Genomic DNA, 24,955 nt, shown 5'->3' on the forward strand with positions numbered 1-24,955 from the left:
AGAGAAAAAGAGTTAGATTGACTGCCATCAATCTAACTCTTTTTACTGTGGTTCAAGTACTTCTGGTATACCAGCGTTGGGCATGAGTTTATCGGCGACTTCTCAGTGTTTATCGGCAATTCTCCTAGGTTTACCGGCATTGTCGTAACTTTCTTCAAGACGTAAAATGGCCGCAAGCTGCTGATTTAGTTCATTAGCACTTTCGGCAAAATCATGACGATACCACTCAATAATCATGCCGATAATTGCATTTGCTTGATAGGCACTATAAAAGTCAGTTGTTATTTTGCCTATTTTATTTTGTGCTAAGTCTCTTTTTAATAGCGATTGAATTTCATTAAATAACATATAATAATAGGTTAGCGGTACATTTTTTGAAAAGACAATTCGATAAAAGAGTTTAAACCGTTCTATATGATGAAAAATACGAATCGTACTTGGATCTAACTCATTTTTAATAATGATCGATGCAGCGCGATATGGTTCCTCATAGGAATTATATAAATCCTCCACAATTTCCTGAAAGTATTCCTCAAACAGCTTCTCTTTTTGTTCATAATGTAAATAAAATGTGCCTCTATTCACTTTTGCTACACGGCATATTTCCGCAATCGAGATATTTTCTAGCGGTTTGTCGCTTAACAAAGTAAGCAATGCATTATGTAACGCCTGCTTTGTTTTTACTACCCGCAAATCGTTAACAGTCAAAATTTTCACCTCCATATTAAACAAATATTTTAAATGTGTTGATTACTGAACAGTTCTACGAATTCTGCATATTGAAATCGCTTACATGAGTATTATAATATTTTAATGAACACATGTTCAATACATAACCAGAAGTAGTAAATGCGAGTGCATATTTGTTTCTGGTTAAGCTTAAGGACAAAATAACTTTGTCCTCAGGGAATTTTGATCTAATAGGAGGTCTTTTGACATGAGATTAGAAGGTAAAGTAGCAATCATTACAGGTGCAGCTTCAGGTATGGGAAAAGCAATTGCAGAAGGTTATGCAAAAGAAGGTGCTAAAGTTGTTGTTTCAGATTTAAATTTAGACGGTGCACAGGCTGTTGCTGATGGTATTCAAGCAAATGGCGGCACAGCTATTGCTATACAAACAAATGTCGCTTCAACTGAGGACATGCAACGCTTATTCGATGAAACAAAAAATGCTTATAGTAAATTAGATATTTTAGTTAACAATGCGGGCATTATGGATGGTATGGAGCCTGTCGGTGAGATTTCTGACGAGCGGTGGGATAAAGTATTTGCCGTAAATACAACTGCTGTTATGCGTTCAATGCGCATGGCAACAAAAATTTTCCTCGAGCAAGGACATGGTGTTTTTGTTAATAATATTTCTGCTGGTGGATTATACGGTGCACGTGCTGGTGCTGCCTATACTGCATCTAAACATGCTGTAGTTGGTTTAACAAAAAATACAGCATTTATGTATGCCAACCAAAACATTCGTTGTAATGGTATTGCACCAGGTGCTGTTATGACAAATATCGCTGCAACAATGACCAATATGAGCGAAGTTGGTGCAGCTCGTCAATCACTAGGACTAGCAATCAATCCACGTGCTGGGCAACCCGAAGAAATTGCACAACTTGCTATTTTCCTAGGCTCCGATGAAGCAAGCTTTGTGAATGGACAAATCATTGCCGTTGATGGTGGATGGACTGCTTACTAAGCCTTTTTAAAATGCATGCAAAGGAATTTGACCTTTGCGTGCATTTTTCAAGCTCTATACTTTTTCAGTCGCTATACGTATGCCAATTCCTACTAACATAACACCTGTAATTTTATTAAATATTGCCTGCACCGTCTGTTTCATAAACCATTTTCGAATGACATTCATAACGAGTATCACAATGCCCAACCAAACAATTGATAACGCGATTAAAATGCCTGCTAATACGATTAATTGAGAGTTAATATTAAAATTCGGCTGAATAAATTGAGGCATTAAAGTTACATATAATAGCAATGTTTTTGGGTTTAATAGATCAGTCGTAATGCCTTGGGTCATACAGCTAAGCGATACATTTTTTTCTGCTTCTACCTGTAAAGGTAGCTCTTCTTGTAATATCATATTTTGTGCCCTTGCACGCCAAGATTGGATACCTAAATAGATTAAATACGCGGCACCTGCATATTTTATCGCTAAAAATACGACCATTGATTTTGAGATAATCGTAGCAAGCCCAAGAACAGCAAGGGTTGTCCAAACTACAAGAGCAAGAATAATCCCCACCATTGTAAAAAAGCCTGCTTTCTTTCCATGGATGATTGTATTTTTTAACACTAGAAGCGAATCCACTCCAGGCACCATAACAATCATCAATGCCACTGCTGTAAACATCCAAATCTCATGCATATGTTCACTCCTTCAACCAATACTAAGTATCATTATAAATTAAATTGAATAAATTTTCTGCATATAATATTTTTATATATAAAAAGCACACACATTAATTATTTATGTGTGTGCTTTCTCATATGTTAGTTAATTGTTGATACTTTTCTTGAAGGCATTGCTAATCCAATAATAACACCAATTACAGCCGGTAATACCCATCCTAACCCGATATCATATAAAGGTAAAACATTTGAATACAACTCTGCTACTGAATCCAAAAGGCTTAATTTTGCTCCTGGAATGCTATTAACGAGTGCATTGTAGCCATCGATTAGGCTTACGAAAAATGTTAAGAACATCGCAGATGCATAAACTGCTTGCTTATTGTTAAATAGCGAAGAGCTTAAAGCAAGTAAAATTAGGACAATTGCAAGTGGATATAAGAACATCAGCACTGGAATCGCAAATTGAATAATATTATTTAAACCAAAGTTGGCTATTGAAAATGACACAACACACAAAATGAATACAAACCATTTATAGCTTATTTTCGGGAAAACTTCATGGAAAAATTCACTACAAGAAGTAATTAAGCCAATACTTGTTTTTAAACAAGCTAGCACAATAATTACTGCCAATAAAATCGCACCAAATGAGCCAAAATAATGGTCGGCTACTGCTGCGAAAATTAATCCACCATTTTCAAATGTTCCGACAGCCTCAATACTCGATGCGCCCATATACGTAATGAGCCCGTAAATTAGTGTCATTAATGCCATCGCAAAGATACCTGATGTCCATGTTGCCTTGGCAATTTCTTTTCTATCTGTAATACCTGCACTTTTAATAGCATTAATAACGACGATACCAAATGCAAGTGACGCTAGCGCATCCATCGTATTGTATCCTTCTTTAAAGCCCGTCATAAAGGAAGAATGGATATAGTCACCGATTGGCTGTTGGAAATGACCCATCGGCTTCACAATACTGATAATAATTAAAATAAATAAAACAACTAAAAAGGCTGGTGTTAGTACCTTACCGATATAGTCCATAATCTTCGCCGGATTTAACGAGAAATAATAGACAATTGCAAAAAATATAAAGCTAAATAGAGCTAGTAAAATTGTTGTATATTCCGCATTGATATATGGTTCAAAACCAACGACAAATGGTACTGTGGCAGTTCGAGGAATTGCAAAAAAAGGACCGATTGTTAAGTATAACGCTAGTGAAAAAATAACGCCAAATAAAGGATGAATGCGGCTTGCTAAATCCCGCAGACCATTACTACCCGATAAACCAATCGCTAAAATGCCCAAAAATGGCAAACCGATCGCGGTAACTAAAAAGCCGATCAGTGCAAACCAAAAGTTTGTTCCCGCAAGTTGTCCAAGTTGAATTGGAAAAATAAGATTCCCCGCTCCAAAATACAGTCCGAATAACATCGTTCCTATGACTGCATAAGTAGAAAAAGGTATTTTCTTTTGCATAATTGATGTACTCCTTAGATGTGTTTGACTATAGCAAAATACCTTGACGTAGTTGCGTCCAGATTTTTTCGAGCTTGCTCGAAAAGCACTCTTAAAATCTGTGATCTCCGCCGGGGCTTAAACCTGATTCAGACTGATTTAAGCTTTCACATAATTCAGTGATTATTCGTCCCCACTTAAAGTAGTAGAGGAGTTGCTAAAACAAGTTAAATCGAATGAATTTTCACTACAATTTCACTATGGTAACAGGCATTTATTATAAAAACAATAGTTTTTTCGTAGTTGATTGCTAATTGTACAGTTCCTAGCTAATAAGTTAAATGAAAAAATGAAAAGAGCTGTCAGAAGACAGCTCTTAGTTTGCAACAGACCATTCAATATGGTTTAAAAAATTGTACACGTCTTCATAAACTTTCTCACGTTCTTTATCTAACGTGATAATATGACCTGAATTTTCATACCAAATAATTTCTTTATCATCTGTTTTAACTGTATCTAAAATAAACGGAGCGCTTTGTTGATATAGCTCATCGTCTAATAATCCTTGCAGTACTAAAGTTGGCGCTTTAATTGCTGGTAAATCTTCACGCGTTTCTTCAGTTAAGCGTGTAACGCCATCTAAAGAATCCTTTGGTGTAATTCGTAATTCATGTAATTCAGAAATAATTTGGTCTTTTGATTTATTTTCAAAGTGTTTATAAAGTCTTGCGTAATTATATAAACGTGTAAATAATCCTTTTGAGCTATCGCGTGTTATCGGCGCACACATGGCAACAACTCCTTTAACAGGAAATTGCTCTGCTACTTTTAATGAAAAGACACCGCCAAGTGAAATTCCTACTACTGCGATTTCTTCATGGCCTTTATTTTTTAGGAAGTTGTAGCCTTCTACTACATCATTCCACCAGTCTTCAGGCTTTGTTTCAAGTAGGGCTTCTGGTTCTACCCCATGACCACTATAGATAGGTGCATGAACAGTATAACCACGTGTTGATAAAAATTCCCCTAGCTTTTTCACATCTTTTGTGCTACCTGTAAATCCATGCAGTAATAGTACGGCTTTTTTGCCTCCCTCAATTGTTAGAGGTTGCGGCTTTGATAACTTCATTTTATAATATCCCCTTCACGGAAATTTGTATTTGTGTATTTTATGTGTCTATCTTAACACCCTTTATTCATAATGTACAATTTATAGTTTTTATCGTTTCGATACTTTTCATGCATGAATGATGTGAGGTTGAAGCCTTGTATAATCACCATTTAGGGATGCTTAAAAATTATAAAAATTATTTTATTAAAATTCCTTTGCTATACCTTATAAAATATTTCCACGTTGCCTATACTTCCTATACTTTTACCGTTATAATGCAGGTAACAAATAGTAATACTATTAATGGAGGTGAAAAAAATGGAGTGGCAACAATTGGAATATTTTGCAACAGTAGCAAAGCTTGAACATATGACACGTGCTGCAGATGTATTAGCAATTTCACAGCCTGCACTAAGTCGCTCAATCTCTAAGCTTGAGGAGGAATTAGGTGTTCCGTTATTTGACCGACAAGGGCGTTCCATCATGCTAAATCGTTATGGAGAACAGTTTTTATATCGTGTGCAGCGTATGCGCAAAGAATATGAAAAGGCAGTATTAGAATTACAAGAGCTTAATAATCCTGAGCTTGGAGATGTGTCACTGGGCTTTTTACATACACTTGGAACAAGTATTGTACCTGATTTGATCCGCGCCTTTCGACAGCAACACCCGCAAATCCGCTTTCATTTCACACAAAACTATTCACACTCACAATTAAAACAACTACTTGCAGGTGAGCTTGATCTTTGCCTACTTGCTGCTATTAACACAGAACCACCTGTATGCTGGAAAGAACTGTGGCGAGATGAGCTTTACATTATGGTGCCAATTGATCATCACCTTGCCAATCGTAAAAGCATTACAATGAAGGAACTGGAGCATGAAAACTTTGTACTTATGAAAAAAGGCTATGCATTGCGCCGTACTGCTGATCGATTATTAAACGCAGCGGGCATTAAGCCTAAAATTACCTATGAGGGAGATGAGGTTTCGACCGTAGCAGGATTTGTAGGCGCAGGCCTTGGCGTATCACTACTACCTGATGATGAAGATCTTAATCCAAAAAAAGTCGTAAAAATCCACGTTGAAGATATGGTCTGTGAACGTATTATCGGGATGGCTTGGATTGAAAATCGTTACCTCTCCCCTTCCGCACGACAATTTCAGAAATTTGTTTTTGATTATTATGAGAAAATGGGACCTTCAAGGAACAACGACTAAAAGCGGAAGGATGCTTTATAGCATTCTTCCGCTTTTAATTTTATGATTTGAAAGTTATTGTAGGAAACTAATTATTTCCCTATATATTTTATTTGATAAGAAAACATATCTGTCGTGTCACCACTAATTTCAAATAACCCTTTCCTAGCTAGGGTGAAAATTCGATATTCTAAAAAGGCTTCACTCATATAGTCCTCTATTTTATTGAAAGTTCGCCCAATGACACTCACTGGTGAAAGCCATAACTCCTCATTGTTAGCTCGTAAATCTTTTGCACATTCAATAATAATTGCATCGTAAATGTGCTCCTCTGCATGAACAATACCATTTTGCCAAACGCGCAATGTACTTGGATTTTGCTTTAGCTCTTCCCATTCTTTAGCAAGTCGCCGACACTCATCAAGTGTAAACCGTTTAGCATCAGATCGAAGTTTCATAAGCAAATCCGATGATAGTTCTCCAGTATGGCGAATGGACATATCTGGCTGAATTCGCTTTAAAGCTGCGGTTGTATCTATTCCAAATACCATGCTGCATTTAGTGATAAACTCGCTCATCACATAGCGCAAACCAATTTCCTCATGTGAATTTTGACTATACCAAATCCAAACATCCAAATCACAAGGGATGCCGGCTATTGATTTTATCCACATCTTATGGATGTCCTCGTATAATTCTTTTTCTTCTATATCCTTAAAAACATTAGTTTCTAACCATTTTTTTCGATTTTCCAAGCTTGCAAGTGGTCCGATTGAGAAAACATCATTGACACAAATCACCGACTCTTCTCGCTGTAAATGGTGTTGTCGTATCGCGTGTTTAATAGAACCGTGTGTAGACAAGCTAAAGGTAATATGTAAAATTGCCATATAGCCTCCTCCTTTTATTGTTTACTTAGTGCGATTTGTATACCGATAAATGTAAATAGTATGCCTTGTACCATATTCAAGCGTTTAGCAATTGCTGGCTTCCCTATAAGGACTTTTCTAACTTTCCCTGCAAAAATACTAAATAATAAGAATAAAATAAGGGCCTGCACTAAAAATACCATACCCAAAATTATCATTTGTAACGCCACATGGCCGTGTATTGGATTTACAAACTGTGGCAATAGTGCTAAGAAAAATAAAGAAATTTTTGGATTTAACAAATTCATCAAGATTCCTTTGCGATACAGCAAATCTAATGCTTGAATATTTTGTTGCTCCAAATAGATCACCTTTTGCTCGAAATGATTGCCATGCTAAATATAATAAATAGGCGGCACCTGCAAATTTGACAACCGAAAAGATAACCGTCGATTGATAAATAATAGCTGAAATTCCTAAAACTGCAGCTCCGATATGAACAAGCAAACCTGTACATAAACCTAATGAAGTCGCAATACTTGCCTTTTTATCTTGTGTAATGCTTTGCGCAAGGACAAATAAATTGTCTGGCCCTGGCATTACCGTTAATATGACTGCCGCACCTAAAAACGTTAGCAACGTTGAAAATTCCAATTATTCCCCTTCTTTCCACTACTTTTAGAAAAAACCAAAATTATAATGGTTGTATTTTCATTATACTACACGACACTCGCTACTTTAGTTGTGAGTTTATGACTATATATAGAATTTTTACAAAAAAATTATTGTCTCAATTAATGTTCGTTCACACAACATTTTTCTTCGTTCATGCATTATAATGAAAATTAACACTCTATATTTAGTCCATATTGTATGAAGAAAGAGGTGTCGTCGATGGCAGTAAGCGATATTGTTCAAGAAATGGAGGACGAGCAAGGGAATGTCTTTTATAAAATGAAAACACATGATATCGACGTTCAAGCAATGCAATCCTCTGGCTTGGCACCAGTTATTACCTATCGGATTGGCGAAAAAGATATTACGGACGATATCCGAAATTTACGTTTCAGCCCCAGACCTCCATCAAGTTATATACAAGATTATGATGAATTTCAATCAATGCTCTACGCAAAAGAGCAAAGCGCCATCAACCAACTCTATGAAAAAATGAGCATTAAGCCAAAAAATATGACAACAGGTAAACAAATATTGTGGAGTTTCTTTGTGATGATTTTGGCCATGTTACCTTTATTTGTTGCCATCTGGTGGTTTAAATAATTTGTTTTTTTATTTGACACTTTAAGCGTGTTTTTTAGATATCCCCCTTTTAGTATAATGTTCACAACTTCAGCATTTTGTTCTCATTTATACAGAATTTTTCTATTCAGCTTGACAGACACACAGAAGTAGTGCATTCTTTATTCAATTACTAGTACGAACGAGAGCCTGTGGTCATTATATATGGTACGGACCTCTTTAAAATAATCAATACCTATAAAGCGCACGAAGACTAGTACGTAGAAACTAATTGCTAAGAGAGCGATGCCCACCGGCTGCAAGGCATTGTACAAAAAAGACTACTGAACCTACTTCGTGAAACGTCCTAGCCAAACTAGGCGCAGTCTCAAGCGTTATGAGGAAAGTGGAATATCTCAAGATATTCAATGTAGGTGGTACCACGGAAAGCAACCTTTTCGTCCTAATTTTTAGGATGAAAAGGTTTTTTTTATTGTTTTTTAACAAATGTTTTCATGTTGCAAGACACGTGGCGACCATGAATGGTGAACTGGAGGAAATGTGATGGAAAGAAAAAGAATCGTCGTAAAAATTGGCAGTAGCTCCTTAACGAATGCAAAAGGCGAAATTGACAAAGTACGCTTAATGGATCATGTGCAAGCTATTGCAGAATTAAAAAAATGTGGCCATGAAGTTTTACTTGTATCTTCAGGTGCTGTAGCAGCAGGCTTTAAACAATTAGGCTACCCTTCTCGTCCAGTGACAGTTAAAGGCAAACAAGCTGCTGCTGCAGTCGGCCAAAGTTTGCTTATTCAAACATATCATGCGCTATTTAGTATTTATGATATTATGCCTGCTCAGATTTTACTTACACGTACTGATTTTTCGAAAAAAGAACGCTATAAAAATGCCTATGCAACATTTGAGGAATTGTTAGAGCGTGCTATACTCCCAATTATTAATGAAAATGATACTGTATCTGTCAGTGAGTTAACATTTGGCGATAATGACATGCTATCCGCACTTGTAAGCGGACTTGTTCATGCAGACCAGCTCATTATCCTTACAGACATCAACGGCTTATACGATGCTAATCCCAATAAAAATCCGCAAGCAAAGCGCATTGATCGTTTAACAGAAGTAACAGATGAAATGCTTGGCTTCGCTGATGGTGCAGGTTCAAAAATTGGAACAGGTGGTATGGAGTCTAAACTATTGGCAGCGCGAGCAGCTTTAAATGCTGGTGTTAAGGTGTTTATCGGTACAGGCTACGGTGCGCATAAGCTGGTCGATATTATGGATGGTCATGGAGATGGCACATATGTTGAACATGAGGCGCTCGCTGTTTTAACAAATAATAAACAGTGGATTGCACTTACGGAAATTTCTGGTAAAATCTTTGTAGATAACGGTGCGGAAATGGCGTTATTAGAAAATGGTAAAAGCTTACTACCAGCTGGTGTCTACCGAGTTGAAGGAGACTTTGAACAAGGTGACGTTGTAGAGGTTTATAGTGAAAATAGGCTTATTGGACGTGGTGAAGTTTTATACTCATCACTTGAGCTAGCACATGCTATGGGAAAACGGACCGATGAATTAACGAACTATCCAATAGAAGTCATTCATCGAGATAAATGGTTAAAAATACAAACAAAATAAGGAGGCATAAAGATGACTAGTGAAGTCTATCAAAAAGGACAACTCGCAAAGACAGCAAGCTATGTATTAAATATTAAAACAACGTGCGAGAAAAATGATGCGTTAACTAAAATTGCTGAACAATTAATCATCGATCAAGATATGCTAATTGCAGAAAACTTAAAGGACTTAGCAAGTGGCAAAGAAAAAGGTATGCCCGCTTCAACACTTGATCGCATTATGTTAAACAAGGACCGAATTACAGCAATGGCAGATGCTATTCATTTACTTGTAACATTAAATGACCCAGTTGGCACAATACTTGAGCACATTGACAAAGATAATGGCTTGCATATCGAAAAACGTATGGTACCAATTGGTGTGATTGGCATGATTTACGAGGCACGTCCCAATGTTACCGTTGATGCAGCAACATTATCGTTGAAAACAGGCAATGCCGTTATTTTACGAGGAAGCTCTTCAGCTAAATTTTCAAATATAGCGCTTGTTTCAAGTATTCACCGAGCACTTGCTAAAACGTCTATCCCTGTTGATGCAGTGCAACTAATCGAAGATACGAGTCGTGAAACAGCGAAGGAATTATTTCATTTAAAAGAATATCTAGATGTATTAATTCCTCGTGGTGGTAAGGCACTTATCGATTTAGTCGTTCGTGAAGCTTCAGTGCCAGTGCTTGAAACAGGAGCAGGCAATTGCCATATTTATGTTGACCAAACTGCTGATTACATAAAAGCAGAAAGAATTTGTCGAAATGCAAAAACACAACGTCCTTCTGTTTGTAACGCTGCTGAAAGCTTACTTATTCATCCGGATTGGTTTAATGAATACGGTACAAAGCTGCTAAACGCTTTGCACGAAGCTGGGGTAACAATTATCGGTGATGCAGCAGTTTGCCAAGCGGTAGATTTCGCGCAGCTCGCAACAGAGGAAGATTTTGCTACGGAATACTTAGATTTAAAAATAAGCGTTAAAGTTGTCGAAAACGTATTTGAGGCCATTGAGCACATTCATCAATACGGTACAAACCACTCTGAAGCCATCATTACTGAAGATCCACTTGTAGCATCTACATTTTTAAATAATGTAGATGCGGCAGCTGTTTACCATAATGCCTCTACTCGCTTTACAGATGGTTTTGAATTCGGCTATGGCGCCGAAATTGGTATTAGTACACAAAAATTACACGCACGCGGACCAATGGGCTTACCTGCATTAACATCAACAAAGTATTTTATCCATGGAAATGGGCAAATCCGCGAGTAACGATTATTTACCAATATAAAGAGCCGACAGTAAACCACACTGTCGGTTTCTTTACTAACATGATAACTAAAAAAATAGTAGCTATTGTAGGTCTACTAGAAAGAAGGTTTGATATGAATATTTCTGCAGTAATAAAACTTACTGTATCGATGGCCATTTTCGGCTCTATCGGCTTTTTCACCATCCATACTGGCGTTCCAGCTATTGAGCTAGTCTTTATCCGTTGTATTTGTGCTACTCTATTTCTTTGTTTTTTATGGCTAATGACAGGTGGCCATAAAACCGAAGTATGGGACAAAAAGGAAATAGCGCGTACACTTCTATGCGGTGTCTTTATCGTCTTAAACTGGGTATTTTTATTTAAAGCATTTGAAGAAATGTCGATCTCGATTGCCATTTCAATTTATAATTTGGCACCTATATTTGTGCTTATTTTAGGGGCTCTATTGTTAAAGGAAAAAATGACTGTACAAGCTCTTGTCGCAACATTGACATGTTTTATTGGTAGTATTTTTATTATTGGTTTACAAAATTTTGTTTCTCTGTCTGAATTTATGCAGTCAGGCTTCGTTTGGGCACTACTCTCTGCATTGTTTTACGCCTTTACAATGTTAACGAGCAGAACGATTAAAAATTTAAGTTCCTATGCATTAACATTTATACAAACGACTGTTGGTATCGTCATACTATTACCTTTTGTGGACTTTTCACTATTTGAAGGATTAACAACAACGAATTGGCTTTATATTTTGGGTACAGGCTTTATTCATACTGGATTCGTTTATTATTTATTTTTCGATAGTATTCGCAATCTATCTACTATACTAGTTTCTGTTTTAGTATTCGTAGATCCAGTCGTTGCTATTTTATTAGATATGCTATTGCTCGATTTCATGCCTAGCATTATGCAAACTGTTGGCATTGTTTTAATTTTCGGAGGGATTTTTTATACAATTTATATCCCTAATCAAAAAGTTAAGTTAGAGGAATGAATTTTCCATGGTAAGAGGAGGAATTGTATGCGTAAACTATATGCAATCGGTGAGCTGTTAATTGACTTTACCCCTACTGAACAATGTGACTCACTTTCATCAGTAGAACAATTCACAAAAAATGCTGGAGGTGCCCCTGCCAATGTGGCCGCTGTCTGTGCAAAAATGGGACAACAAGCTGCCCTGCTATCACAGGTAGGGCAAGATGCATTTGGTGACTTTTTAATCAATACAGTAAAACAAGCTGGCGTGGACACCCAATATATTGTGCAAACAACTAAAGGCGAAACAAGCCTTGCCTTTGTTTCTTTGTCAGCAGATGGAGATCGTGACTTTTTATTTTACCGCAGAAATGCGGCTGATTTACTATATCGACCAGAACAATTACCAGCTAATTTACTTACAGCGAAAGACATCCTCCACTTTTGCTCAGTGAACTTAGTAGACAGTCCAATGAAGCAAACACATGAGGCAATCATTGGGCAGGCTCATCATACAGGCTGCCTCGTATCTTTTGATCCGAACGTACGACTCCCTCTATGGCATGACGCGGAAGCTTGTCGACAAACAATTTTGAATTTTATTCCGAGCGCACATATCGTGAAGCTTTCTGACGAGGAGCTATCGTTTCTAACTCATATAGACAATGTACAACAAGCGGTTCAATCATTATTTCAAGGGAAGGTCCAAGTGATTTTCGTGACCCATGGTGCACAAGGCGCTAGTCTTTATACGAAGCAACAACATGTGAACGTTTCTGCAAATGTTGTACAAGCGATTGATACGACAGGTGCAGGTGATGCCTTTATTGGATCCATTTTAAGTATGTTGTTGCTGAAAAATATTACAGCAGAGAAAGTCGAAGCATTTTGCAAAACGTTTGCTACTCCTCTCCTTAGCTTTGCTAATCATTATGCTGGTGCATCCACAACAAAACATGGGGCCATCCCTTCCTTTCCAACTCTCCAGGAAGTACCCTTTTCTTTTTAAATAAAAGACTCCATTTTGACAGCATCAAAATGGAGTTTGTTTTTATAGATTTTCTTCATCATCAATACATAATCAATTTTTAAGAAATATATGTTTGCCAAATGGTGTAGTTTTACAACTTAAATGTAAGCCGATTATTTTATGAGACATCTAACGAACAAAAAAGAGTAGCAATCTATGCTGCTCTTTTTCTTCTCTTTCATCCATCCATAACAATGTTGCATTTTCATTTACAATCTCATTTGGCTAAATCCTAAGTGTTTTCATCGGTAAAAGTCAGTGTGACTGCCTGAACTAAATACATTTCTTCAAATCTTGAAGGAGAAAAGAAATCTTCCATAGCAAAGCTTTTGATACTTGAACTATCATTGTAAATCATCATCGCAACAGGTATTTCTTTATTAATTTCTATCTTTTGAAATTCTGTTAGATAAACTTTTGAAGAAGCTAAAATTTCATCATCGACATCCAATATATCCGTTTTATACGAAATCGTCGCCGTTGTATTGATGTTGAAATCTACTGCATAGTCATCTTTAAGTATCATTGCAAACGTACCTTCTAAACTATCATTGGCATTGGCATCCGACCCTAAAAATATCTGTCCGCCACCTATCACACTCCAAGTGTCGTCATCCTGCAAAGTATAAACATTAACTTTAAGGCTTTTTGCAGTTTTAGGAGCTTTGAAAGATACAATATTTGTATCCTTTTCAAGTCCTAACGACTTCAAAAGATATGTATCACTTGCTGTTAGCGCATAGGGTGCAACGCCTTCCTTACTGGATGATTTTGGCATTTCTATGTTGTCTGAACAAGCAGAAAACATGATTGTTGTAACAATAACTAATAATATGGTAAAAAACTTCCTCATGCTAATTACCCCCTCATAATATAATTCCCCTTACTTGATAAATATTCCTTTTTAACCATAAAAATCATTATTTAAAATTTCCTTTATGATAAATGCGAGTAGTTATATGAATTCTCTACGAGACTGATATCTTCTTATAAAACAACTTAAATAAAAGACTCCATTTTTACAGCATCAAAATGGAGTTTGTTTTTATAAATTTTCTTCAACATCAATACATATTCGATTTTTTAGAAATGGATTCTATATTTTTTGCTTTCTATATTTTCGCTAGACAAAAAATACAAAATAATTATAAAATTTAATTATCTTCACTATCGTCGTATAAACATTATTCAACACTATAACTTAATATTCTTCGTTTACTTTAATGGTTACAATAAAAGATTGAAAGATTTGCTTGCTAACTATATTGGGGAAAAATGTCTCATAAAGTTACTTTCTATTGCGCCACTCTGAGTATAGTAAAAATGGTTGTTTACCACTGCTACATTTAAATCTAGGTAGGTAAAAATCAGAACATTCAGAGTCTATTGATGCGACAGTAGTGAAGTATTCTATAAGGTAAGGAGAAGGAGAAAATAGGAAAAAAATAGTCGCTAAAATCTTGCAAATTTTTCACGGCTCTTTTTGCTTTCGCTTGTATTCTCTTTATTTCACATAGTAGTGCTTCAGCAGCTACGTTAAGTCAACAGGAAAAAGAACAACTACATCAACAATATATCGAAATATTAGAAGAAGTAAAATATACAGTACCATGGGGAGATGGTCTCGTAGACATTGAAGTTTCTCCAATAGATTCATTCGAGGAAGAAGATTGGGTTTCCCTAGAAGAATATAAACAACGTGCTATTGACAGGATACAAGCTACCGTTGTTGTTGAAAATCCTGTCTATAATTTCGAAGATGCTGCTTGGGGTTCAGAAGAAGGTTGGATTTCACCAGAAATAGTTAATCAACAAGCCGTCGAGGAGACACAAACTAACGAAGTTGTAGCTCCTTCAAATAGTATTAAAAATAAAAGTACCGCATCAGCAACTATGTTAAGTCAAGAAGAAAAAGAACAACTACATCAACAATATATAGAAATTTTAAACGAAGTAAAATCCACAGTGACATGGGGAGACGGTCTAGTAGATATTGAAGTTTCTCCAATTGAGGATTTTGAAGAAGAAGCTTGGGTTTCTCTAGAAGTATTTAAACAACGAGCAATTGAGACAACAACATCTAGCGTTGTTGAACTTCCTTTGAATTATTTGGAAGGTGAAGGTTGGGGTTCAGAAGACGTATTTTATCACCAAGCAATTGAGACCACACAAGCAAACAATGTTGCACCTCTTTCAAATACAATAACGCCATTCTCTACTACTTCTGCATCACGTAAGGTCAGAGTTAGACATGGTAAAACGCCTGTTGATATAGCAGTATCTGCAACTTTTACAACACAGTTATCTGGTGGTCGTCAAGTTTTTGCTAGCTATTCTAATTTACGCACCACTGCTTCAGAAGGTAATTTTATGCGAACAGGAGTAAACGCTCGTATTACTGGTTTAGGCAGTACTTATGCATTCACTATCGGTGGAGGATTAAATTACCTTGGTTTTACAACTCACCATACATTAAATACAAACTTCATATGTTTGCCAACTGGGGTAGTTTTATAACATAATTCAAAAACAAATTACTTTATGAGACATCTAACGAACAAAAAAAGAGTAGCAATCTTTGCTACTCTTTTTCTTCTCTTTCAACAACTCCCCCTCCTTACCTATGCTAATCATTATGCCGGTGCATCCACAACAAAACATGGTGCTGTCACATCTTATCCAACACTTTAGGAAGTGCCATTATTGTTTTATAGATTTTCTTCAAAATCAATACATATTCTATCTTTCATTAATGAGCCTACTAACTGGCTAACACGGACATGGTCTGGATGAATTTGATATTGTTGCAAATGTTCTTCGCTTTCAAATAGGCTAATCAACAGTACTTGTCGATTACTAGATGCTAATGGATTTGTGATAACATTTAATGAGATAATCCCGTTTATTTTATCTGTCAGGCTCTCTAACTCTGTTTTGACGATTTGTGCATTGTGTGCTTTTTGTTCTTCGTTAAATTCATCTTTATGATTCCACATCACAATATGTCTAATCATGTACATATCCCCTCCTATACATCTTTTTTAATAATCATATAGAGTCGTCTATTAAATTTCAATACTAGTAATTTTGACAATTTTTATTTTTTTGAACAATATTCGTAAATTTATACGTCTAATCATTAAAAGACAAGTAAGGTGGTAGTTTTATGGAGCAGCTAGTGGACGAATACGGTGAATACCTATTCCATCTAAGCTATTTATATGTGAAAGATCGGCAACTCGCTGAGGAAATTACGCAGGATGTATTTTTTACATTTGCCACAAAGGGTGACGCTTTTCGCAAAGATGCATCATTGAAAACGTATTTAACAAGAATATTAATTAATCGCTGTCACGATGAATTACGCAAAATGAAGCGCAAAAACGTCCTGCAATTTTTAACACCCTTTTGGACGAATGAAAAATCAGCCGAACAGGAAGTCATGCGTCAACAACAATTTCTTTCGTTAAAACAAGAAGTAATGAAGTTACCGATTCACTATCGGGAAGTCATTATATTGTTTTATTACGAGGAATTTGAGGCATCGGAAATAGCCGATTTGCTAAATCTTTCTCAAAACACAGTTCGCACGAGATTACGTAGAGGAAAAGAATTACTTAAATCAAAGTTATCTGCACATACGGAGGTGTTTATCCATGAATAATTTTAAAGAGCAATTAAAGCAAGAGCTTCGTGCAGACGTTCCATTTACTGAGGACATGAAACAGCGTATGCTCATGCCTAACCGACCTGTAAATAAACGCATCAAAAAACAATATTGGCAAGTACCCTTAATTGCGCTGACATTTGTTTTGGTTTTAGGTGTCGTTTTGAAGTTACAATTCACAACCCATGAGGCAACCGCGGCAAAAACAGTTGCGACATTACCAACAGATCCTTATGACGTTGTCAAATTACTGCAAAAAAATGAAACTGTGCTACCAATTATCGAATCCAACGATTCAGTTGTCATTAAACCTACGATTTCCTATGTAATGGGGAAACAGTGGGCATTATCCTTCCTACCAATGGTGATTGATCCACAAGCAAAAATTGTAGTAGGTGATTATATTGCATACTATGATATGTACGATATCGTAGTTTCCCCTGTATTTGGCGTTGAAGGCGATAAAGTACAAACATCGAATGGACAAGTAACGTTAAATGGTGAATTTCTTGCTTTGCCGGGTGCAGTGGCTCCTGTGCAATTCGCGCAACCCGAGCAACAGGAAATATACAAATATTATTTTAACAGTCGCTTTCATATGGATGCTGTAAAAATGCAGACGATTGATGTAAACCTTGCACCATTGCAAGAAAATGAGTATGCCGTTTATAAGAATAAAAAAGGTGGGACAGTTGAAGTAGTAAATAATGACGCATTTATCGGTAAAGTTGTCGGAGTAAAAAAACTTAAGCCTACCTTTACATTAACTGACAAGGAACAATCACTTTATAATAAATTTAAAGAAAATTATGATTTAAATTTTCTTAAAGGTGTTAAACCACTATCCATTGCGAAAATGTATGCAATTTCAGAAGCACAAGGGGATTACTTAGCACATTATTCATTATTAGCGACGGATACACGATCGAAAATTGAAAAGTATATAAATAATCAAAAAATAAAGGAATATTATTATACAAAAGAAATTCAGATGCTTTTAAGTGCTTATAATTATAATGGTATTGAGGAAGCAGAATTTGAACAACTAAGTGAAACGCAAGGAACTATACTTATACATTCTATGGATTTTACATTCAAAATTAATTTTGTTAAAAACGAACAAGGTGTATGGCATCCTACAACTAAATAATTTTAAAAAATAATAAGGTCTTCTCAAAAATCAGTTGAGAAGACCTTTTTAATATCAATCGATTGACTTTCAAAATTAAGCTTTGGTAAATTGCTTTTTCATTAAAATATGTGGGATTCCTGCATCCAAATATTCTTCACCAGTACGTGTATAACCGAGCTTCTCATAAAAGCCCTCTGCATATACTTGCGCACTTAGCTTCGACTTCGTTAAGCCCTTTTCTTGTGCTAACTTTTCTAGCGTTTGAATAATCACTTTTCCTAGCCCATATTTACGGTATTCCTCTAAAATACAAATTCGCTCAAGCTTCCCATAGCCATCTACAACACGTAAACGACCTGTACCAACAGGCTGCGCATTGTAATACACAAGAATGTGATCACATACAGCATCGAGTGCATCAAATTCATCGTATTCTTCTGAAGCTGGAATTTGTTGTTCTTCAATAAATACAGCTTTCCGAATAGCAAAAGCTGTTTGTAAGTCATTTTCTGTTGTAATAATTGTTGTGTTCATGTATATAGCCCCCTCGTATTTAGCATGCGTAATCTATATAGTATAGAATGTTTTTTATCGCAATGACAATAGCCGTTTTTTATGATTTTGAACGAGGATCCAGATAATCACGTAAGGCATTGCTCAGCATATACAACCCTAGTACTAACATTGTAATCGCTCCTCCTGGTGCAAATGTATACCAAGACGCTTTCACTAAATAAGCCTGAGAATCTTTTAACATACGTCCCCAGCTAGGATTTGGTGGTTGTACGCCAAGCCCTAAATAACTAAGTGCTGCTTCAGCGAGCATGGCTGTGGCAAAAGTAACCGTTGCGGCAACAATAATTTGTGATGAAATATTGGGCAAAATGTGGCGAAACATAATTTTATATGGCTTTACACCAATTAATTTAGCCGCTAGTACATATTCGGCTTCACGATGTTGAACAAAACCACTGCGTGCAATTCTAGCGATGGCTGGTATTGCGATAACCCCAAGTGCTATCGCCGTATTGACTACCCCAGGTCCGAAAACAGCTACTAGCATTAAAGCTAAAATAATCCCTGGAAATGCCATTAAAGCATCCATTAAACGCATAAAAATTTCATCTACCCAGCCACCGATATACCCTGCTATACCACCGATTAAAATACCAAATGTTGAGCCAATAAATACCGTTAATAAACCAACCGCAAATGCAGTTTGTGTCCCTTTCATCATCCGACTAAAAATATCACGCCCGAATTCGTCTGTCCCAAAGAGATACTTACTACTTGGACTGTGCAATTTTTCTGGTATATTCATCGTATTGACATCATGCGGTGTATAAAAGAAGCTAATGACCATTACAAGTAAAAATCCGACGATGACGAGTAGACCAATGATTAAATTTATATTTTTCATGAAGCGCTGTACAGTTTTCATTGCATCCACCTCTCATCGTAATCGGATTCTTGGATCTAAAACAGAATATAAAATATCGACAACAAAATTAATAACAACTACTGCAACCGTTATATACATGACAATTCCTTGAACCAAAGGGAAATCGCGATTACTTATAGCAGTAATGAGTAACTGACCAACACCTGGCAATGAAAATACTTGCTCTACGATAATTGTCCCTGCCACCACTTCTGCCATAATTAATCCAAAGACCGTTAATATCGGTATCATCGCATTTTTTAAAACATGCTTATACATAACATTTTGCTCCGACATTCCTTTACTGCGTATTGTTCGAACATAATCAAGCTGCATTTGCTCTAAAATAGCAGTTCGCACGTAGCGGAAGTTGACAGCAATTTGGGGTATAGCAATTGTTAATGCTGGAAGGACAAGCGTACTTAACGCACCAGATACACTTTGTGACCAAGGGATATAGCCGCTAATTTTAAAAAAGCTAAATTTCATTCCGACATATAAAATAAGCATCATACCTAGCCAAAATGAAGGAACAGCCATTCCGATTTGTGTCAATGTCGATAATGACACATCGCTCAGCTTATTTTGTCGTCTCGCTGCAAACATGCCAAGCGGCAAGGAAACGAGCAATACAATGGTTAGTGTGAGCAATGCTAAAGACATCGTTACAGGAAGTCTATCAAACAATAAATCTTTTACAGGCATTGAGAAACGAATGGAATTGCCTAATTCCCCTGTCAATAATCCCTTCATCCAATCAGCGTATTGTTCATAAAGGGGGCGGTCCAAACCAAGCTCAGACCGCAAATTTTCAATTTGTGTAGGATCTGCTTCCGTTCCTAACATTGTTCGAACAGGATCCCCAGGTAAAATTTGAAAAACACCAAATGTTATGATTGATACTAGAAGAATCGTTGTTATTAACAGGATGAATCGACGTATGATATACATCATTTGCAATCATCTCTTTCTAGTTTGAGAATTTTACCTCCGACATATCGTGGAACCAGAATGGATAACTCTTCAGACCTGTCACTTGCTTATCAGATCCCCACACGATTTGGTAATCCGCCACATAAACGGACACTGCCTGCTCTGCTAAAATTTCTTGTGCGCGTTGGTAGTAGTCAATTTGCTTTGCAGTATCTGTTTCTTTTAACACGTCTGCCATGATTTTGTCGTACTCATCATTCTTAAATAAGAAGAAGTTTTCACTATCATTTGTAGAGATATAGTCATTTAGTATTTCATAGGCAGATGCGCGACCTGTTAAATCAATCGTTGTCATATTATAGTCACGGCCGAAGTACACACGATCAAGCCAAATACCCCATTCCACTACTTCAATTTCTACATCCACGCCAATTTCCTTTAAGTTAGCCGCAACAATTTGCGCTATATTTGAATAAATATCGTTATGTGAGGAAACTGTAATTTTTGTTTTAAAGCCATCTGGATAACCCGCTTCTGCTAATAATGCTTTCGCCTTTTCCACATCAAGCTTGTACATGTCCTCTAAACCTTTCTTTTGATAGTCCCCCATTGCAGGACTCATGTTCGAACCAAGTGGTACGGCATAGCCTGCAAATACCGAGTCAATAATATCCGATTTACTAATCGCATAGTTCATTGCCTGACGCACTTTCACATTATCAAAAGGTGCTTTCGTTTCATTAAACGTTACGATTAAGGAAGAGTTATTGTTTTGATGCGATAAATGATGACTACTCTCCACTTCATTAACGCGTTGCCAAGGAACACTTGTTAAGTCAACCTCATTTGCCATTAAGTTCATAATGGCTGCTTGATCATCCGATTGGAAGGTAAAGGTTACTTTATCTAAGTAAGGCAAGCCTTCTTTCCAATAGCTATCATTTTTTTTCAGTACTAAATTTGAACCAGGAGCATATTTTACATAGGCAAATGGGCCAGTTCCAATTGGATTTTCATTGTGTTTGCCATCATTACTTTTCGGTATAATTGCTGATTGGCGAGCAGTAAGTGAATATAAGAAATTAGAATTCGGTTCTTTTAACTTGATAACAAAGGTCGTAGCATCTGGTGCTTCGGTAGACGCCACATTATCAAAGTTATTCGACATTTTTTCTCCACCACTTTTACCCATTAAGCGATCAAAAGAATATTGAATATCTTCTATCGTTAAATCCTCACCGTTATGAAATTTCACACCTGAACGGATTTTAAATGTATAGGTTAAACCATCCTCCGAAATATCATAGCTTTCAGCAAGCCCTTCTTTTAATGAGCCGTCTGTTTCAGGAGCCATCAGCCCTTCAAAAATATTAAGAATCATCTGGTAGGAAATAGACGCTGTCGCTTTATGCGGATCTAAAAAATCCGGGTCATCATTAATTCGAACAACAATTTCTTGTGGTGTTTCCGTTGTCACTTGTCCAGTTGTAGTGACTTTATTTGTATCTTTTTTGTCGTTATCATTTGAACATGCGCTAATAATCAACCCTACGAGCAGTAACAGCATTAGTAAAAACCACTTTTTAATCGGCTTCAAGTGTTTCTCCCCCTTATCCTTTATGTTGTTGAATACTTATATAGCTTTCTACTTCCTCTAATTTTGTAGCAGCTTTAACACCAACAATAATGGCATCCTCCATGACCTTAGTTGCTAAGTGTCCGATATAATCAACAGGATACGTTTGCTCTCCAGTACCCAAAACAAAAATCGTATCGCCATCTAGCATTGTATGGACAGGGTATATCGTACGCGCTAATGCATTTTGTGCTAGTTGGGCAATTTTTTTTGCCTCTGCTTTTGTTAACTTTGCGTTCACAGCAACGACGCCAATTGTCGTATTTGTTCCTGAAAGTGCCTGAGAGTGTCCATGCTCTTCTAAATACGCACAGCTATCTAGCCATTGACCCGTTTCTCGGTTACGGGCTCCCGCAATGGTTGCTCTTGTATTGGGCTCCTTTATATCACCTACTGCATTTACCGCAACAAGTGCTCCTACTACAAGCCCCTCTTTGCCTTCAAGCGAGCTGCTGCCCAATCCTCCTTTCATACAATATTGCGGTCCTGCTAGCTTACCTACTGTAGCGCCATATCCAGCACCTATATTTCCATTAAAAAAAGGTCCAATCGTCGCATTTTCCGCTGCCTCATAGCCCATCTGAGCTGTCGGTCTTCCATGTGCGTCCCCAATAAATAAATCAAACAAAACTGCACTAGGTACAATTGGTATTTTTGCAATACCCGCATCTACCCCAACATCTTGCTCCTCTAAGTAATGCATGACACCTGTTGCGGCATCTAAACCAAATGCACTGCCACCAGCTAAGCAAATGCCATGCACTTGCTGAATTTCATTGATTGGATCGAGCGCATCTGTTTCACGGGTGCCCGGTGCAGAGCCTCGTACATCGACGCCACAAACTGCTCCATTTTCTACGAGAATGACGGTGCATCCTGTTATCGCCTCTTTATTTTCTGCATGACCAACTTTCACGCCAGGTACGTCAGTAATATTGCCGAACATCTATACACCTCCTAAAAAAATTGAATATTCAGATTATTAATCATATAAAAAACATGCTACTTGCTGTTGCGCATTTAGGTGTTGCAGTGTAGGTCGTTCTAAACGACACTTCTCCATGACAAATGGACAGCGCGTATGGAATACACAGCCAATTGGTGGATTCATCGGACTTGGTAGCTCCCCTTGTATTGGCACTACTTGCTTCGGCTCATCAAAATTCACAACAGGAATCGCGGATAGTAATGCCTGTGTATATGGATGGAGAGGATTTGCATACAACTCTTTTTTCGCGCCTAGCTCAACTACTCTCCCTAAATACAGCACTGCAACACGATCACTAATATGTTTAACAACACTTAAATCATGCGATATGAATAAATACGTTAAATGAAATTCATCCTGTAAATCCAACATTAAATTTAATACTTGTGATTGTATCGAAACATCTAATGCAGAAACAGGCTCATCTGCAATAATAAACTCTGGATTGATAGCAAGTGCGCGAGCGATACCAATTCTTTGTCGTTGCCCACCCGAGAATTCATGGGGAAATTTATACATAGCATCTTCAGGTAAACCAACCTTTTGTAAAAGCTCGCTAACTCGTTTTTTACGTTCTTCTTTTGACAACGTTAATTGTAATGCCATCGGTTCCTCTATAATGGATCCAATACGCATCCGTGGATTTAACGATGCGAAAGGATCTTGAAATATCATTTGCATTTGGTTGCGATACTTTTGTAAATGGCGTCCTTTCAAATGTTGAATAGGTTGGCCTTTATATAAAATTTCTCCGTCTGTCGGTTCAACGAGCTTTAAAATTGTACGTCCTAACGTGGACTTACCTGAACCTGACTCTCCTACAATTCCAAGTGTCTCACCACGGAAGATTTCAATTGAAATATCATCTACAGCCTTGACGACTTTTTTCTCTTCCTTCATAGATTTTCGTTTCACAGGAAAGTAGGCTTTTAAATGATGAATTTCAAGTAAAACTTCTCTCTCCGTCATGTGTAAGTGCTCCTTCCTCCGTGAATAAATGACATCGTACGCTATGATCATGCTGGATAAGCCTAGTCTGTGGCGTTACTTGACGACAATGTTCCATAACAAATGGACAACGTGGTGCAAAACGACAGCCATCCGGCAGTGCATAGGCTGGTGGCACAGTGCCAGGGATAGAAGGTAATCTAGTCATATCTGTTTCAAGACTAGGCATCGTTTTTAATAAAGCAACTGTGTAAGGATGTTTGGGCTGAAGAAAGAGCTCTCGGACAGGAGCCTCTTCCACAATTTGTCCAGCATACATGACCATCACACGGTCTGCCGTTTCAGCAACAACACTCATATCGTGTGTAATAAACAAAATGGCTGAGTGCTGTTCTTTTTTCATTTTCATCATTAGCTTTAAAATTTGCGCTTGCACAGTTACATCTAAAGCTGTTGTAGGCTCATCTGCGATTAATAGCTGTGGATTATTGGACATTGCAATTGCTATCATTACACGCTGTCGCATCCCGCCTGATAACTGATGTGGATATTCTGTTATAATCTTTTCTGCATTGGCAATGCCCACTTCTTTTAATAGCTGTAGTGACATTTCTTTTGCTTGTTTTTTGGATACTTTTTGATGCCTTCGAATCGATTCCATCATTTGATTGCCGATTGTAAAAACAGGATCAAGTGACGTCATCGGCTCTTGAAAAATCATACTCACTTCATTGCCACGTATCATACTCATTTCTTTATTTTTATAATGTAATAGATTTTTTCCATTTAAAATAATGTCACCTTTAGTAATTTCTCCAGGTGGCATCGGAAGCAAGCGCATAATTGACAGTGAAGTTATACTCTTGCCACTGCCAGATTCTCCAACAAGTGCAACGGTTTCACCTTTATGAATAACAAAGCTTACATCATCTACTACTTTTGCCTTTTTACCATTTTTTAAATGAAATTGTACATTTAATTGATTAACTTCCAACAACACTTGCATGTCTTGTGCTTGTTCCACATCCTACC

The 24,955-nt window shown here is 37.0% G+C and carries 24 protein-coding genes and 1 pseudogene; 10 read left to right on the top strand and 15 right to left on the bottom strand.

The genetic code is table 11. The features are described 5' to 3' along the window. Window positions 1–102: 102 nt before the first annotated feature. Window positions 103–708 (bottom strand): TetR/AcrR family transcriptional regulator, encoded by a 606-nt coding sequence (locus tag ACIP9C_RS01000; protein WP_401007794.1) that lies wholly within the window; start codon window positions 706–708, stop codon window positions 103–105. A 229-nt stretch (window positions 709–937) separates the two neighbouring features. On the opposite strand from ACIP9C_RS01000, the gene ACIP9C_RS01005 reads away from it, so the two are divergent. After that, on the top strand, window positions 938–1,696 hold the full coding sequence (locus ACIP9C_RS01005; RefSeq protein ID WP_401007796.1) for an SDR family oxidoreductase: 759 nt from the start codon (window positions 938–940) through the stop codon (window positions 1,694–1,696). Between the two features lie 54 nt (window positions 1,697–1,750). Here ACIP9C_RS01005 and ACIP9C_RS01010 read toward each other — a convergent pair whose 3' ends face one another. The 3 genes from ACIP9C_RS01010 to ACIP9C_RS01020 form a co-directional block, all read right to left on the bottom strand. Next, the gene (locus ACIP9C_RS01010) at window positions 1,751–2,383 is read right to left on the bottom strand and encodes a LysE family translocator (protein ID WP_401007798.1); all 633 of its coding nucleotides are present in this window, start codon (window positions 2,381–2,383) and stop codon (window positions 1,751–1,753) included. A gap of 125 nt (window positions 2,384–2,508) precedes the next feature. Continuing rightward, window positions 2,509–3,858 (bottom strand): branched-chain amino acid transport system II carrier protein, encoded by a 1,350-nt coding sequence (brnQ, locus tag ACIP9C_RS01015; RefSeq protein WP_401007800.1) that lies wholly within the window; start codon window positions 3,856–3,858, stop codon window positions 2,509–2,511. A gap of 355 nt (window positions 3,859–4,213) precedes the next feature. Next, window positions 4,214–4,966, bottom strand: a complete 753-nt coding sequence (locus ACIP9C_RS01020; RefSeq protein WP_172771105.1) for an alpha/beta hydrolase — start codon at window positions 4,964–4,966, stop codon at window positions 4,214–4,216. 300 nt (window positions 4,967–5,266) lie between these two features. Between ACIP9C_RS01020 and ACIP9C_RS01025 the strand changes: the two genes are divergently transcribed. Beyond that, window positions 5,267–6,169: a LysR family transcriptional regulator gene (locus tag ACIP9C_RS01025; protein WP_340824840.1), complete on the top strand. Its 903-nt coding sequence runs from the start codon at window positions 5,267–5,269 to the stop codon at window positions 6,167–6,169. 71 nt (window positions 6,170–6,240) lie between these two features. Here the strand turns inward: ACIP9C_RS01025 and ACIP9C_RS01030 are convergent, their stop codons facing one another. Beyond that, window positions 6,241–7,038: a DUF1835 domain-containing protein gene (locus tag ACIP9C_RS01030; RefSeq protein ID WP_401007803.1), complete on the bottom strand. Its 798-nt coding sequence runs from the start codon at window positions 7,036–7,038 to the stop codon at window positions 6,241–6,243. 14 nt (window positions 7,039–7,052) lie between these two features. Next, a pseudogene (locus tag ACIP9C_RS01035) lies at window positions 7,053–7,671 on the bottom strand (LysE family translocator). Window positions 7,672–7,911: 240 nt separating this feature from the next. Here ACIP9C_RS01035 and ACIP9C_RS01040 point away from each other — a divergent pair. The 5 genes from ACIP9C_RS01040 to ACIP9C_RS01060 all read left to right on the top strand — a co-directional run bounded on the left by ACIP9C_RS01040 (window position 7,912) and on the right by ACIP9C_RS01060 (window position 13,157). After that, on the top strand, window positions 7,912–8,295 hold the full coding sequence (locus ACIP9C_RS01040) for a sodium:proton antiporter (protein ID WP_401007804.1): 384 nt from the start codon (window positions 7,912–7,914) through the stop codon (window positions 8,293–8,295). 522 nt (window positions 8,296–8,817) lie between these two features. Further along, window positions 8,818–9,912 (top strand): glutamate 5-kinase, encoded by a 1,095-nt coding sequence (gene proB, locus ACIP9C_RS01045; RefSeq protein WP_401007806.1) that lies wholly within the window; start codon window positions 8,818–8,820, stop codon window positions 9,910–9,912. A gap of 12 nt (window positions 9,913–9,924) precedes the next feature. Then, a complete protein-coding gene (locus ACIP9C_RS01050; protein WP_401007808.1) occupies window positions 9,925–11,175 on the top strand; it encodes a glutamate-5-semialdehyde dehydrogenase in 1,251 nt (416 codons plus the stop codon). A 113-nt stretch (window positions 11,176–11,288) separates the two neighbouring features. Continuing rightward, window positions 11,289–12,167: a DMT family transporter gene (locus tag ACIP9C_RS01055; RefSeq protein WP_401007811.1), complete on the top strand. Its 879-nt coding sequence runs from the start codon at window positions 11,289–11,291 to the stop codon at window positions 12,165–12,167. A 27-nt stretch (window positions 12,168–12,194) separates the two neighbouring features. After that, the gene (locus ACIP9C_RS01060) at window positions 12,195–13,157 is read left to right on the top strand and encodes a carbohydrate kinase family protein (protein ID WP_401007813.1); all 963 of its coding nucleotides are present in this window, start codon (window positions 12,195–12,197) and stop codon (window positions 13,155–13,157) included. A gap of 253 nt (window positions 13,158–13,410) precedes the next feature. On the opposite strand, the gene ACIP9C_RS01065 is transcribed toward ACIP9C_RS01060, so the two are convergent. Further along, on the bottom strand, window positions 13,411–14,031 hold the full coding sequence (locus ACIP9C_RS01065; RefSeq protein ID WP_401007815.1) for a hypothetical protein: 621 nt from the start codon (window positions 14,029–14,031) through the stop codon (window positions 13,411–13,413). Window positions 14,032–15,071: 1,040 nt separating this feature from the next. Here ACIP9C_RS01065 and ACIP9C_RS01070 point away from each other — a divergent pair. Continuing rightward, on the top strand, window positions 15,072–15,695 hold the full coding sequence (locus ACIP9C_RS01070) for a hypothetical protein (protein ID WP_401009182.1): 624 nt from the start codon (window positions 15,072–15,074) through the stop codon (window positions 15,693–15,695). Between the two features lie 191 nt (window positions 15,696–15,886). On the opposite strand, the gene ACIP9C_RS01075 is transcribed toward ACIP9C_RS01070, so the two are convergent. After that, complete coding sequence (locus ACIP9C_RS01075) at window positions 15,887–16,192, bottom strand: Dabb family protein (RefSeq protein WP_401007817.1); 306 nt, start codon at window positions 16,190–16,192, stop codon at window positions 15,887–15,889. A 152-nt stretch (window positions 16,193–16,344) separates the two neighbouring features. Between ACIP9C_RS01075 and ACIP9C_RS01080 the strand changes: the two genes are divergently transcribed. Continuing rightward, on the top strand, window positions 16,345–16,842 hold the full coding sequence (locus ACIP9C_RS01080) for a sigma-70 family RNA polymerase sigma factor (protein ID WP_401007819.1): 498 nt from the start codon (window positions 16,345–16,347) through the stop codon (window positions 16,840–16,842). Continuing rightward, complete coding sequence (locus ACIP9C_RS01085) at window positions 16,835–17,995, top strand: hypothetical protein (RefSeq protein ID WP_401007821.1); 1,161 nt, start codon at window positions 16,835–16,837, stop codon at window positions 17,993–17,995. Before ACIP9C_RS01080 ends, ACIP9C_RS01085 begins: the two co-directional genes overlap by 8 nt. Window positions 17,996–18,070: 75 nt before the next feature. Here ACIP9C_RS01085 and ACIP9C_RS01090 read toward each other — a convergent pair whose 3' ends face one another. The 7 genes from ACIP9C_RS01090 to ACIP9C_RS01120 all read right to left on the bottom strand — a co-directional run bounded on the left by ACIP9C_RS01090 (window position 18,071) and on the right by ACIP9C_RS01120 (window position 24,929). Beyond that, complete coding sequence (locus tag ACIP9C_RS01090) at window positions 18,071–18,511, bottom strand: GNAT family N-acetyltransferase (protein ID WP_401007823.1); 441 nt, start codon at window positions 18,509–18,511, stop codon at window positions 18,071–18,073. Window positions 18,512–18,590: 79 nt separating this feature from the next. Next, window positions 18,591–19,418, bottom strand: coding sequence for an ABC transporter permease (locus ACIP9C_RS01095; protein ID WP_401007826.1), 828 nt, complete (start codon window positions 19,416–19,418; stop codon window positions 18,591–18,593). A 12-nt stretch (window positions 19,419–19,430) separates the two neighbouring features. Further along, complete coding sequence (locus tag ACIP9C_RS01100) at window positions 19,431–20,372, bottom strand: ABC transporter permease (protein WP_401007828.1); 942 nt, start codon at window positions 20,370–20,372, stop codon at window positions 19,431–19,433. Window positions 20,373–20,388: 16 nt separating this feature from the next. Then, window positions 20,389–21,918: an ABC transporter substrate-binding protein gene (locus ACIP9C_RS01105; RefSeq protein ID WP_401009160.1), complete on the bottom strand. Its 1,530-nt coding sequence runs from the start codon at window positions 21,916–21,918 to the stop codon at window positions 20,389–20,391. Window positions 21,919–21,961: 43 nt separating this feature from the next. Then, window positions 21,962–22,933, bottom strand: coding sequence for a P1 family peptidase (locus ACIP9C_RS01110; RefSeq protein ID WP_401007830.1), 972 nt, complete (start codon window positions 22,931–22,933; stop codon window positions 21,962–21,964). Window positions 22,934–22,969: 36 nt separating this feature from the next. Beyond that, entirely contained in the window at window positions 22,970–23,944 is a 975-nt protein-coding gene (locus ACIP9C_RS01115; protein ID WP_401007833.1) for an ABC transporter ATP-binding protein, read from the bottom strand. Next, window positions 23,919–24,929, bottom strand: a complete 1,011-nt coding sequence (locus ACIP9C_RS01120; protein ID WP_401009161.1) for an ABC transporter ATP-binding protein — start codon at window positions 24,927–24,929, stop codon at window positions 23,919–23,921. Before ACIP9C_RS01120 ends, ACIP9C_RS01115 begins: the two co-directional genes overlap by 26 nt. Between the last annotated feature and the right edge of the window lie 26 nt (window positions 24,930–24,955).

Source organism: Lysinibacillus sp. NPDC093210, from assembly GCF_044753985.1.
Taxonomy (GTDB): domain Bacteria; phylum Bacillota; class Bacilli; order Bacillales_A; family Planococcaceae; genus Lysinibacillus.